Genomic DNA, 11,796 nt, shown 5'->3' on the forward strand with positions numbered 1-11,796 from the left:
GTGCTGCTACGCAACGGCCAACTCTATACGCCACGGAAGAAGGTGACGCCTGCGAAGGATTAACGCCTCCTTTGCTAAAGTCCCTGGCATAATTCCCAGTTAAAATCTGGATATTATCTCGATTTTTCGCTGGGTTCAGTTTGAGCTGTCCTTTTTTCGGCACTCCCAGCTGTTACAGCCAAGAAAATTTCCAATTCGACCGATTCGGGGACTTGACATCATACCGCTGGACTTATGTTTCGGACTTCCGCTCTCTTCGGTAAGAAAGTCTCCCAATAAATCCAAATGTCGTTCCCAACTCGTCTGCCGCTCAATAACCGGCTTCTCCAAATCCATCTTCATCGCTTGCAGAAGGCTCGTGAAATCTTCCACCGTCAATTCCGCCTTGCCCTGCAAAAGCTTGGATACATGTCTGAGCTGCTCCAATAGTTTCTGCTGCAGCTTGATCTGCTCTTTGATTTGATTCATTTGTAGGCCCACGATCTCAAGCGGACTGATCTGCCCGCCGCTTAAGGCCGACTTAATCTCCTCAAGGGATAAGCCCAGCTCCTTAAGCGATAATATCTGATGCAAGCGTGACAAGTTCGCTTCACTGTACAGCCTGTGACCCGATTCCGTCTGGCCGGATGGAGACAACAGGCCGATTTGATCATAAAAGCGCAGCGTTCTTACGGTGAGCCCCGTCAGCTTGGCGAGGTCCCCGACCTTCCAATGTTTCTTCATTAACCATCTCCACTCTTTGGCGCTAGCTATGTACCGGTAGCTCTATTGTAAAACATTACGTTACGTAAGGTGCAAGCAAAAGCTGCAAACCGTTTTCGATATGCTTGCCAAAACCGTTACCGTCAATGCCACTCTGAATTGGCAGGAAACGATCCGCGGCGTCGCGGCGGCCATCGGCGAAGAAGCCAAAGCCGAGGAATATATTCAGCAGTTCCAAAAGAAACAATCCGAGGTCGCGGCAACGATGGAGAAATCCGGCGCCAAAGGAAAAACGGCGCTGTTCATCATGCCATGGAAAAAGTCGTTCACCTACTGGAGCGGCTCGCGGATGGCGCTTTACTACGAAAAGCTCGGATTCAAGCCGTTCGAGGGAATGTCCAATGTAGGAGAGATTACGCTGGAAGGCATCGGCAAGCTCGATCCGGAATACATCTTCGACGGTAAAGACTATACGAACTCCAGTGAAATTACGCTCCAAGATCTGGAGACGAATCCGGTATGGAATTCGCTAGCCGCCGTGAAGAACAAGAAGATGTTCGTTGTGGACACGGAAATACTGGGCCCGCTGGCTATGGGGCAATTCAAAGGCTTAACCTACATGCAGCAATTGTTTGCAGGCAGCCGGTAATCTGCTTTTGGGTTGATTAAAATGAAAGCATCGGGATCGTATTTTCCCGATGCTTTTTTAAGATCCTAACCAAAAGTCGCCATAGCGCTCCGTGAGTAGCGCCCCGGCATCCAGGTATAAAGCGCCAATTGCCGTTCCTTGTGATATGGTTTATTTATATTCGCAAAATATACCGTTGAATCACTTTCGCAACGCCGTCTTCTTCGTTGGAATCCGTGATCACATCGGCTCGGAGCTTCACCTCTTCCTGCGCATTCCCCATCGCAACGCCCAGTCCCGCTTCTACGATCATGGCCAGATCGTTGGCGCTATCCCCGACCGCCACAACCTCCTGCATCCTGACGTCCAGCAATTTGCATACCTCGCGCAGCCCGCTAGCCTTCGTAATCCCCGCGGGGTTAATTTCAATATTGGTAGGATGTGAATTCGTGAGCTCAAAGTCGCCAATCTGCGGGATTCTCTCATGAAGGGCGGCCATTGCAGCCGAATCCTCCGTACGGAAGCCGAATTTGATCCATTTCATTTGGCCGGCGGCGAGCTCATCCCATGTATTCCGGTTCACCTTACCTTCCGTATGGTACGCCCAGTACCACACATCCAGATCGAGAGCAAGCCGGCGCAGCCGGTCGATCTGCTCAAATGGCATCGCATGGCGCACATATTGCTGGTCAAGCCCTTTCCATACCTCTCCGCCGTTGACGGCGACGATAGGCGAGTCCAGCTGCAGCTGCTCGTAATAAGGACGGATGAGCTGAATGCCTCGTCCCGTCGATAATACAACGATGATTCCTTGTTCGCGGCATGTCGCAATCCACTTCGCATTTTGCCGCGATATTTCCTTCCGGTCATTGAGCAAAGTACCATCCATATCCAGTGCAAGTAGTTTGAATGTCGTCATGCGTCTCCTTGTTTACTTCACACCTGAATGCATGAAGCTGTTGATAAACTTTTTTTGGAATATAAAAAATGCTAGCAGCAGCGGCAATGCGATGATTAACGTCGCTGCCGTCACCTCCGCAAATTGAGCCCCGGTCTCCGACGCATGGGCGAATATGGCTAGCCCCACCGTTAAGGGCCGATTCTCCGGCGAGTTCGTGACGATCAGCGGCCAAAGGAACGCGTTCCAGTGATGGCTGATCGAGACAATGCCGAACGAGACGATGGAAGGCGTAGCCAGCGGCACATACACTCTCATAATAATTTGCAGCAAATTGCAGCCGTCGAGCCTTGCCGCTTCCTCAAGCTCGTAAGGTACGGACTTGAACGTCTGTCTTAGTAAAAAAGTTCCGAATGCCGAAGCAAAATAAGGAATCATGATGCCGAGCTTCGTGTCCAGCAGATGCAAGCTCTTCAGCACCTGATAATTTTGAACGATCAATATATCCGGGGGAACCATGATCTGCACCATCACAAGCATGAGAATCACATCTTTTCCCCAGAAGTTCATCCGGGCAAACGCATAAGCCGCAAAAGTGACGGTAACCAGTTGAACGGCCAGAATGCCGATGACCATCTCAATCGTGTTCAGATAATACAATCCGAACGGAGCCGCGCTCCATGCATGCTTATAGTTATCTACTGTAAACTGCAGCGACCAGCCTGCGGAGACGATAAGATCGCGGGGCCGAAACGATGTCCATACTGTCCAAATTAACGGGATGATCCAAACGGCAGCCAGCACGTACATCACGCCATATTTTAAGTAGCGCATTTCGATCATCCTAACTATAATGAATTTTCTTGTCTAAACCGAAAAATTGAATGCACGAAACGATTAAGAGCAGAACAATTAAGACCACGGTTAATGTTGCTGCCATTCCCTCATCCCAGAACTTGAATGCCGTCTCATAAATCAGATACAGCAGCAGGTTGCTCGCATTGTCGGGTCCCCCGCCGGTCATGACCGGCAAGTGGTCCACCAGCTTAAACGTACCGGTGGTTGCGATGATGAAAATAAACAAGGTGCTGGGCATCAGCAGCGGGAACGTAATTTTGCGAAAAATGTACCACGGCCTCCCCCCGTCGATATCCGCCGCTTCATAAAGATCCTTCGGAATATTTTGCAACCCGGACAAGTAAAACACCATTAAAAAACCGGCTTCCTTCCAGATCGCCATGGCAATGGTCGATCCTAGAACCGTGCCGACATCACCCAGCCAATTGACCGACGGGATATGGAACCAGCCGAGGATGCTGTTCAAGATGCCGTATCTCGGCGTGTAAATAAACAGCCATATGTTGGCGATGGCGACGGCCGGAATAACTGTCGGGTAAAAGTAAAACGTTCTCATAAACCCGTTGCCCCTGATCGCACGATTCACGAATAAAGCCATTGCAAGCGCAATTGCCATAGCAATCGGCGCCGTCCCCAGCACGAATACGATCGTATTGCCTAGCACCTTCCAAAACTTCGCATCTTCCCATAAATGCCTGTAGTTTTCCCCTCCGATAAACTGCGGCACGCGAATCGCCAATTTTTTCAAATAAAAACTGGTAGCTACCGTTTTATATAAAGGGTAAAACGTAAACATGGCGAGAAAAACGAAAGTAGGAAGGAGAAGCAGCCACGCATGCATGTTTTCACGCAATCTTCTGGCCACTAACCGCTTCTCCATGGATCATTCCTCCCTCTTGATGCTAATCGATTACTTATTAAACGGAGCGAGAAGCTTATCGGCCTCTTCCTGCGCATTCTTAAGGGCCTCCGCAGGCGGCACGGAGCCTACGATGGCGGACTGCAGCTTGTCGTTCAGAACCTTCCCGACTTCCCCGGAGTTATGGGTAGAGAACGATGCCGAGGCGTATTTCAGCTGGTCGCGAGCGGTAACCGCCTGAGGGAACGACTCGATATACTTCTTCATAGTTTCGGTTTCATTGGAGCTTCTCGTCGGCGCGACGTAACCCGTATCGATACTGAATTGCGCGAGACGTTCCGGCTGCGTCAGCCAGCGGATATATTTCCACGCCGCCTCTTGCCTTTCTTTCGCAATGCCTTTAAAGATATACAGGTTCGCGCCGCCTACAGGAGTGCCGAAGTTTTTGCCGGCCGGGAGGAACGCCGTTCCGAAATCAAATTTGGCTCCGCTTTTGACCGCTCCCAGATTGCCTGTCGTATGGTACATCATAGCGGTCTTCCCGCTGATGAAATCGGACGGAATCGTCGCCCAGTTGGTCGTGCCCTCGGGCATAACCTTTTCCTTCTTGATCAGATCGATCCAATATTGCAGCGCTTCGACATTTTCCGGAGTATTAATAAATACCTTCTTGCCGTCCTGGTCCATCAGATTTTTGCCGTTTTGCAGAGCGAGAGCCTGGAACATCCAGCCGATGTAATCGGTCGAAGAGATTTCGATGCCCCAACGCCCCGGCTTAGTCAGCTTTTTGGCGTACTCCGTCAATTCCTTGTAATTTTGCGGAGGCTTGTTCGGATCGAGGCCCGCCTCTTTAAACGCTTCCTTGTTGTAGTAAAGAATGATCGTGCTGCGCTGGAACGGAATGCTGTACGTCTTTCCTCCGGTTTGCGCATTGGCCATAAATCCTTCGTAGAAATCCTTCAGATAGGCATCCCCGCCGTCTTTGGCCGCCAAATCGTCGAGCGGAATAATCGCATCCATATCGAGCAGCGTGAACAAATCTGTGGAGGACGACAGCATCAGATCGGGCGGAGTGCCCCCCATCACTGCGGTTTGCGCTTTCACTAACGTGTCCTGATTGCTGCCGGTATAGATCGGCTTCACGGTAATACCGTCCTTGTTCTCGTTGTTGAACTGCTCCGCCAATTTGTCGAATATTTTGGTCAGAGGCCCTCCGACAGCTACCGGATAGTAGAAGGAAAGCTCGATCGGTTTGGTCCCTTTTTTCTCCGAATCGCTTGAATTCGCGCCGGCTTGGTCCGATGACGAGCCTCCTGTTGCAGCGGGGCTTCCTCCGCCGCACGCCGTAAGCGCCAATACGCACATCGTGAGAACGGTTACAATTGAAATTTTGGCTCTGAGAAAAAACACTCGTTTCAACTCCCTTTGTCGAATTAGTTATTGCCATTCCTCCAGCCTTTGGTCCGGATTGTTCCGACGATCCCCCCTTTTCCGGCCAACAAAAAAAACCCAGTTGCAACCATTCCTTTCTCCGTAAGGAAAAAAGAAATAAGTAGCAATTGGGTTTCTCCAATACTCAGCCCACAGCCGGCAATTCAATTGTATGAATTTTTTGGATTCTCAGACAAATATACTCTATACCCTATGATCCTGCAACATATTTTTTAGTGTGCCGCGGAAGACTTCGTCCTTATTTTAATATTGTCCCTTAATTACAAAAAACGAGCCCCGGATGGTCCCCGCTAGTTTAGATTTCTGCCGGGCGAACTTAAATTTCCCCTCCAGCTCCTGCGGTACCTCCATCCCCTCGGAAAGCTTGAAACCAACCGCCCGCTTCTTTGGATCATCCACCGTATACATGACATTAAGCCCGAGACCATCCTCATAGAAGACGTAGGTGAACTGAATATTTTCCACTTGAAACCGCGACGTTTCCAAAGGCTTGGCCGCAAATTCAATGCTGCGCTCTTCTTTTAAAATCCGGTTCACGTAATCCAGGCTCTCCTGACTTTCGCTGGCCGGCACCACTGTAAATTCATGCTTGTACTTATTCATAAAATAGCGTGCTTCATTGGCACGTAAACCAGCAAGCGCTTCGGCTACAGGCGAGGATTCCAAACCAACCGTGGACACGTTTTTAAAATCAACGACATACGACATTTCCATCCCTCATTTTCTAAATTTATTGGCCGGAAACTAGACTATTGTTCAAGCTCTTGCTTTTGAGGATACGAACTTTTTCTGTCGAATGGATTGGCATGATACATAGTGTTCACACAAACGGGTATTAACAAACAGCTCTTTTAAACATACAACAAACGAAGTTGTCGCGTCAAAATCCTTCGTCTCGGCAAATGAAATCCGTGCGTATCCGTACGGATAGGATAAATTCATACCTAAAGCTCATAATAAAAGCTACGTTTTAACGGATTCCCACTAAAGAAATCTCATTCGTTGTATTTCATTCTAATGGACATATTAAATGTAACGTATACGTACGATTTAATAGACGAACCTCTGTAATAAAACAAATAAAAACAAATATAATGCCATTATCATAATTGACGTTAACGTTAAATGTATATATAATAAAAAAACAAAACGGAAGGAGGTTGCTTCTTTGACGGATGTGTTATTGAAAATCGACGATGTTGCCAAACAGAGCGGTTTGAGCAAGCGGACAATCAGATACTACGAAGAAATTGGCATTCTACCTTCTCCTGAGCGCAGTGAGGGAGGGACTAGACTTTACCGGCAGGAACATATCGAGTATTTGAATCGAATTACCGTTGCCAAAGAAGTATTAGGGTTTACGCTGCAAGAACTGCAGCATTTTTTATCGCTCCGGGACAGTTTGGAGAGCCAGAAGGCTGAATATAAAAAGGCCTCCGATCCCAAGGAACAAATGGAGAAATTGAACGAAATTTTAGCCATCACCGATAATCAGCTTGAGATCATTGCACAAAAGATTCATAAAATCCTCAGTATCCAAACGGAGTTAGTGGCTCTTAGGGAGCGTGCGCGAGCAAGGGTCAAGAAAATTGAAGAGGACATATCGAAGAAGCCCTAAAGACTTTGAAGACCAATAACACAAGGGAGGCATTATAATGCAAGCTCATGAGATAATGATCAGCCAAGTATATAAAGCCAAAGAAACTGATACCATACGTTCTGTCATCAAAACGTTTATTGATCACCGGATCAGCGGGCTGCCTGTCGTGAACGAAAGAGACGAGATTGTAGGATACGTCAGTGACGGGGATATTATGCGGTATATCGGCAAACATGACGATCGGGTCGTGGATTCGTTTTATTGGGTGGCCGTGATTAAAGGAGATCAGGAAAATTTCGAGGAAAGAATGCGTGAACTGCTTGATCTAAACGTTATGAGCATAGCCTCTAAAAGGGTGACTGCCATCTCATGGGATGAAGAAATTGAAAACGCCGCTTCTATTTTAGGAAAAAAACAAATCAAAAAACTTCCCGTTGAGCGAAATGGAGTATTGGTTGGAATCCTAAGCCGCGGAGATGTCATCCGCCATTCCTTTAAAACAATCATTTAATACCCAGTTTCATAATAGGGGCAGAATTAAAGGGGGAGAAACCTGAATGTCAGCAAACCAGAGTTCTATAGCAAGTAAAGAAACTCCAGCGGCATCCTCGCAAGAAAAAGAAGGCCTATTAAACCAACCAAAAGCGGTTTGGGCCGTTTTTTTTGCTTCGATTATCGCATTTATGGGTCTTGGGCTGGTCGACCCTATTTTAACGTTGATCGCCGAAGACCTTCATGCCACCCAGAGTCAGGTCACTCTGCTGTTCACCAGCTACAATGCGGTAATGGCTGTGGCTGCGATAGTGACGGGAGCGATCTCATCGCGCATGGGAGCCAAAGGCACACTGGTGTGCGGCATCGTGATTATTGCCGTGTTTTCAGCGCTCGGCGGCCTGTCCAATAACATTTGGGCGATTGTTGGCTGGCGTGCCGGTTGGGGCTTCGGCAATGCGCTGTTTGTAGCCACGGCACTCGTCGCTATCATTTCACTGTCCAGAGGCGGAAATGCCAAAGCCATTATTTTGTATGAAGCCGCGATTGGTCTCGGTATTTCCGTAGGTCCTCTTTTAGGAGGTTGGCTTGGTGCCATCTCATGGAGAGGACCGTTTTTGGGCGTTGCTCTGCTGATGGTCATCGCCTTTTTCGCAGTGCTCATCTTCATGCCGGCCTTGAAAGGGCAGACCGGCGCCAAACGGGGGACTTCATTCGCCGAACCGTTTCGCGCCCTGAAACACCGTTCTCTCGTTGTTTTCGGTATCGGAGCAGCACTTTATAATTTCGGATTCTTTACAGTGTTAGCCTATGCGCCTTTTGTGATGGGCTTGGATGTGCACGGGTTAGGTTATGTATTTCTAGCATGGGGCATCCTGCTGGCTATTACTTCCGTATTTATGGCGCCAAAGCTCCAGCAATGGATGGGCACCGTCAAAGCTATGTGTCTTATGTTCACTTTGTTCGCAGTGCTGCTTCTCGCCATCGGTATTTGGACGAATATCCACTGGGTACCTATCGTTGCAGTCATTCTGAGCGGAGCCGTCATGGGGAACAATAACACCTTGGTCACGACTGCAGTCATGAATGCCGCTCCTGTCGAGCGTTCCACCGCGTCGTCCGCCTATAATTTTCTTCGGTTCTTGGGCGCGGCGGTGGCGCCTTATTTTGCGGGGAAACTGGCGGAGGTGTTCAATCCTCACGTTCCGTTCATCACTGCGACCGTATTTGTCATTATTGCCGGGTTTATCGTCGGACTTAACTATCATCACGTCAAGCATGTCGACCATGCGGGATCGGGTCACTGATCATTTCATTCAGACTCTTTAACAGGCTCTCCAACGAGAGTCTGTTTTTTTTATCCGTACGCTGCCGCGGCAGCGTCACCGGCACATTATTGATGCGGCTACATCCGCGAAAGATGAGCCATACAATGAACGGCAGAGGCGATAGGTTCAGCCGCTAAAACGCCATCGAGAATGACAAGCGCAGGCGATGGATACAAACCCTCAGCTTCCGTATGAAGTATAAGCTCGATTTGATTCGGCGAGCTAACTTGAGCACGCGCAATATGAGGCCAAAGTACAGTAAAAGAATCGGTTTTATCCAAATTGACGGCTTCGATGCCTTGGAGCTTTATCGGCGATGTTCCATCGTAATACGCGATCTTGATTGCTGCCAGCGATGGAGCCGGTCTTTCTTTCTTGACAGAGTGCTTGATCTTCTTCTTCGGGCGAATCAATAACTCCCACAAAACGATACAAATAGAAGGGAGAAAGAAGGCTAGAACGGCCAGCCACTTGTTTGCGAACAGCAGTAAAGCTCCTAGAAAAAGCGCTCCCGACAAGATAGCAAGCAGCCAGACATATAACTTCTCCGACTGCTGCGAAGAACGCTTTTTTTCCTCAATCTCCGGCGTAACCGTTGTTTCTTCTTGCTTCCGCTCCTCACCATTCGCTACTCTCTTGGGTATATGCTCGCCTCCCAATAGATACGGGTTCGTATCGTCGTTCCAGCGCTCAAACCATAATGCGTCCGGACGCCGCCAAAGATGAAGGCAATGCTCAATCTGCTCCAAGTACTCAAGGGGGTCGGTATAAAAATGAAAATACTGGGCTAATTCCAAATGGACAACAGGAGACGGATGCGCACGCACATAGGTAAATAAAGTTTCCAGCCATTCTAACATATAGGGACCGAGCGCCGGAAACCGCGCCAATGTAACAGGCAAGCTCTGTCGCAATTGCATTACAGCCTCATCCCATGGAATAGGCCAATACAACGCCTCCGCAAATGCCTCCCATTCGGGCATATCCTCAAGATCCTCATTGTCCAAGTGCGGTTTAACTGCATTCCAAGCTGTGATCAGCCGCTCGCGATAGCGTTGATATTGCTCTTCACTGGCAAGGCTAAACCAGAAGGGTGCGAGAAAATTATTCGTCTCAAAGGCGACATCTTCATACTCTCCATCCCCCGCCTCTGCAGTAACACTCAAAAACGTCCGGTTTCCCATAATTCCCGACACCGTCCCTTCGCTGACACCTTCCAGGTTTCCATATATTTGAATTGTATAGCAACTTAAGAGCTGCAACAATTCATTTTTCGGGTTATTTTTGGTAGCGCTTACAGAGATATGTATTTAGGAGTCATCCTCACTTACGATGACTCCGGACAATCTTCGATTTAAGTAGACTCCATCAATCAGTCCCCGCTTGTACATCATTTCAATGACTAATGCCATCTGGGCCTGCTCTTTTTCTTCATAAGAAAATATGATTGGGTGCCGATCTACCGGGACATACTTAAAAATCTCTTTTAACAAAGATTGAAGTTCTTCGGATAATTCACGATATCCCGCATCTTGCTTCAGAACGCTACTCCCAATTTCCTCTGTCCTCATAGCAATAAAATCATGCAAATAAGCTCTAAGATTCTTTACCAAACTCTACACCCCCAATAAGTGAAATCAAAGTGAATGCTTAATAACAAATATTGTATAGTGACATCACTTTAGTGTCAATGTGGCCGTATATACGGCGCATTCATACTGGTATAATATTGACATCACTTTAAGGGGGGGATTCGTTTTTATGGCTACGAACAAACGGGTCTTTACCTTGCGGCTAGCAGAAGAGAATTTTGATAAAATCAAAGTCATTGCGGATAAAAACAAACGCTCCATTGCCATGCAAATTGAATATCTCATCGAGCAACACATCGAAGAATTTGAGCGTAAGAATGGGATTATTCAAATCGAAAAATAATATCAATTCGAAAAAAGTACGAAGGAGCATGCCGCGGCATGCTCCTTCGTACTGGAAACATTCAATTTCGCCTGCCCGGTTAAGGAAAATCCCGCTCGTTATCGATAATGCGGAACATCTCTCTACTCCGCGCCGGGTACCAGGCATCCAGCAGGCAGAAAAGCCTTGACTTAAGCATCAATAAGATTATTGTTGTTGGCAGCGTCTTTTCTAGCCTTCACTCTCCTAAACAGATAGGAATAAAAGATTAAATATTGTCCGACAAATATAGCATTAAGCACTGTGCCTTCACGAATAAACATAATCTTATGCAAGAAAATCAAACCGATGGACGCCGAAATAATAAGCAGCGAGCAGTCAAAGAGCGTTTTAATATTGCCCCATTTTCTCTGGGTTTTCATCACCAGCGTATGAACGAACAAATCGATCGGCATAAGGACGAGATCCGCGCGAATCATCAGAAATAAGCCGAAGGCTAGTGCCGCGTCTCCAAGAATAAGCAGCAGCAGTTTTGAAAAATATAGATCAAGCTGAATGAACCCCGTCATTTTCAAATTGAAATCCAGACATACAGCCAGAACGAAGGATGGGATTAACGAGGTAAAGTTTTTCAGTTTAAATCCTTTGGGCAGCACGACAAAAGTTAAAAACAGCATGATCATTTCCAGAATGAAATTGTACGTTCCTTGCGATAGACCGGGATATACGACCGTCATCACCCGGGTAAGGCTGCTTTGGGGCGAAATTCCTATGCCTGCCTTAATAGCCAAACTAACGCCAATCGTCAAGATATAAATCCCAATGATATACATAATCCACCGCTTCGTTAAGCTGCCGTCGCTTTTCAAATCCTCTGCGTTTTTTTGCATAGTTACCATCCTTCTCTCTACATAAAATAAATGATTTGTATGAAGCGCTTACATTAAACGCAATTCCAGACTTCCTGTCATGAAAAATGATCGGGGTGAATGCTCGGCAGCGACGACCGCAGGGGGTTCGCCGCTGCCGCATTTCACGCGAAGGAGGCAGCTTCCTTGTGGGTAA

Annotated in this window: 12 protein-coding genes and 2 pseudogenes; 5 read left to right on the forward strand and 9 right to left on the reverse strand. The window is 47.6% G+C overall.

Going from position 1 to position 11,796, the window contains the following annotated elements; translation table 11 throughout:
- Positions 1-231: 231 nt before the first annotated feature.
- Positions 232-723 (reverse strand): annotated as a pseudogene (locus N0M98_RS28175) (MerR family transcriptional regulator); the annotation flags it as partial.
- 79 nt (positions 724-802) lie between these two features.
- Here N0M98_RS28175 and N0M98_RS28180 point away from each other — a divergent pair.
- A pseudogene (locus tag N0M98_RS28180) lies at positions 803-1,351 on the forward strand (ABC transporter substrate-binding protein); the annotation flags it as partial.
- A 154-nt stretch (positions 1,352-1,505) separates the two neighbouring features.
- On the opposite strand, the gene N0M98_RS28185 reads toward N0M98_RS28180, so the two are convergent.
- The 5 genes from N0M98_RS28185 to N0M98_RS28205 all read right to left on the reverse strand — a co-directional run bounded on the left by N0M98_RS28185 (position 1,506) and on the right by N0M98_RS28205 (position 6,105).
- The gene (locus N0M98_RS28185) at positions 1,506-2,249 is read right to left on the reverse strand and encodes a Cof-type HAD-IIB family hydrolase (protein ID WP_259619834.1); all 744 of its coding nucleotides are present in this window, start codon (positions 2,247-2,249) and stop codon (positions 1,506-1,508) included.
- Positions 2,250-2,261: 12 nt separating this feature from the next.
- Positions 2,262-3,062, reverse strand: a complete 801-nt coding sequence (locus N0M98_RS28190; RefSeq protein WP_375295558.1) for a carbohydrate ABC transporter permease — start codon at positions 3,060-3,062, stop codon at positions 2,262-2,264.
- Positions 3,063-3,072: 10 nt separating this feature from the next.
- Positions 3,073-3,966 carry a carbohydrate ABC transporter permease gene (locus N0M98_RS28195; RefSeq protein WP_259619835.1) on the reverse strand — a complete coding sequence of 298 codons (894 nt, stop codon included), beginning with the start codon at positions 3,964-3,966 and terminating at the stop codon, positions 3,073-3,075.
- 30 nt (positions 3,967-3,996) lie between these two features.
- Positions 3,997-5,310, reverse strand: a complete 1,314-nt coding sequence (locus tag N0M98_RS28200; RefSeq protein WP_259619863.1) for an ABC transporter substrate-binding protein — start codon at positions 5,308-5,310, stop codon at positions 3,997-3,999.
- Between the two features lie 330 nt (positions 5,311-5,640).
- Entirely contained in the window at positions 5,641-6,105 is a 465-nt protein-coding gene (locus tag N0M98_RS28205; protein WP_249860366.1) for a DUF8821 family protein, read from the reverse strand.
- 469 nt (positions 6,106-6,574) lie between these two features.
- Here N0M98_RS28205 and N0M98_RS28210 point away from each other — a divergent pair, with 469 nt between their 5' ends.
- From N0M98_RS28210 to N0M98_RS28220, 3 genes are read left to right on the forward strand one after another with little or no spacing between them, the layout of a single operon-like run.
- The gene (locus tag N0M98_RS28210) at positions 6,575-7,015 is read left to right on the forward strand and encodes a MerR family transcriptional regulator (protein ID WP_375295559.1); all 441 of its coding nucleotides are present in this window, start codon (positions 6,575-6,577) and stop codon (positions 7,013-7,015) included.
- A 37-nt stretch (positions 7,016-7,052) separates the two neighbouring features.
- Entirely contained in the window at positions 7,053-7,508 is a 456-nt protein-coding gene (locus N0M98_RS28215) for a CBS domain-containing protein (protein ID WP_259619837.1), read from the forward strand.
- 46 nt (positions 7,509-7,554) lie between these two features.
- Positions 7,555-8,796: an MFS transporter gene (locus N0M98_RS28220; RefSeq protein ID WP_259619838.1), complete on the forward strand. Its 1,242-nt coding sequence runs from the start codon at positions 7,555-7,557 to the stop codon at positions 8,794-8,796.
- Positions 8,797-8,894: 98 nt separating this feature from the next.
- Here N0M98_RS28220 and N0M98_RS28225 read toward each other — a convergent pair whose 3' ends face one another.
- Together N0M98_RS28225 and N0M98_RS28230 are read right to left on the reverse strand one after the other, a co-directional pair.
- Positions 8,895-10,001: a hypothetical protein gene (locus N0M98_RS28225; protein ID WP_259619839.1), complete on the reverse strand. Its 1,107-nt coding sequence runs from the start codon at positions 9,999-10,001 to the stop codon at positions 8,895-8,897.
- A 126-nt stretch (positions 10,002-10,127) separates the two neighbouring features.
- Positions 10,128-10,430: a hypothetical protein gene (locus tag N0M98_RS28230; protein WP_259619840.1), complete on the reverse strand. Its 303-nt coding sequence runs from the start codon at positions 10,428-10,430 to the stop codon at positions 10,128-10,130.
- Positions 10,431-10,578: 148 nt separating this feature from the next.
- On the opposite strand from N0M98_RS28230, the gene N0M98_RS28235 reads away from it, so the two are divergent.
- Entirely contained in the window at positions 10,579-10,752 is a 174-nt protein-coding gene (locus tag N0M98_RS28235; protein ID WP_259619841.1) for an Arc family DNA-binding protein, read from the forward strand.
- 170 nt (positions 10,753-10,922) lie between these two features.
- Here N0M98_RS28235 and N0M98_RS28240 read toward each other — a convergent pair whose 3' ends face one another.
- Positions 10,923-11,621 carry a YczE/YyaS/YitT family protein gene (locus N0M98_RS28240; RefSeq protein WP_259619842.1) on the reverse strand — a complete coding sequence of 233 codons (699 nt, stop codon included), beginning with the start codon at positions 11,619-11,621 and terminating at the stop codon, positions 10,923-10,925.
- Positions 11,622-11,796 lie beyond the last annotated feature (175 nt).

Origin of the sequence: Paenibacillus doosanensis, from assembly GCF_025060755.1 — a bacterium.
In the GTDB taxonomy this organism is placed as follows: domain Bacteria; phylum Bacillota; class Bacilli; order Paenibacillales; family NBRC-103111; genus Paenibacillus_S; species Paenibacillus_S doosanensis.

Excerpts from the sequence above, each read along its gene's own strand:
- N0M98_RS28200 (WP_259619863.1), bottom strand. The coding sequence starts at position 5,310 with ATGTGCGTATTGGCGCTTACGGCGTGCGGCGGAGGAAGCCCCGCTGCA.
- N0M98_RS28240 (WP_259619842.1), bottom strand. The coding sequence starts at position 11,621 with ATGCAAAAAAACGCAGAGGATTTGAAAAGCGACGGCAGCTTAACGAAG.
- N0M98_RS28190 (WP_375295558.1), bottom strand. The coding sequence starts at position 3,062 with ATGCGCTACTTAAAATATGGCGTGATGTACGTGCTGGCTGCCGTTTGG.
- N0M98_RS28195 (WP_259619835.1), bottom strand. The coding sequence starts at position 3,966 with ATGGAGAAGCGGTTAGTGGCCAGAAGATTGCGTGAAAACATGCATGCG.
- N0M98_RS28205 (WP_249860366.1), bottom strand. The coding sequence starts at position 6,105 with ATGTCGTATGTCGTTGATTTTAAAAACGTGTCCACGGTTGGTTTGGAA.
- N0M98_RS28215 (WP_259619837.1), top strand. The coding sequence starts at position 7,053 with ATGCAAGCTCATGAGATAATGATCAGCCAAGTATATAAAGCCAAAGAA.
- N0M98_RS28235 (WP_259619841.1), top strand. The coding sequence starts at position 10,579 with ATGGCTACGAACAAACGGGTCTTTACCTTGCGGCTAGCAGAAGAGAAT.
- N0M98_RS28220 (WP_259619838.1), top strand. The coding sequence starts at position 7,555 with ATGTCAGCAAACCAGAGTTCTATAGCAAGTAAAGAAACTCCAGCGGCA.
- N0M98_RS28225 (WP_259619839.1), bottom strand. The coding sequence starts at position 10,001 with ATGGGAAACCGGACGTTTTTGAGTGTTACTGCAGAGGCGGGGGATGGA.
- N0M98_RS28185 (WP_259619834.1), bottom strand. The coding sequence starts at position 2,249 with ATGACGACATTCAAACTACTTGCACTGGATATGGATGGTACTTTGCTC.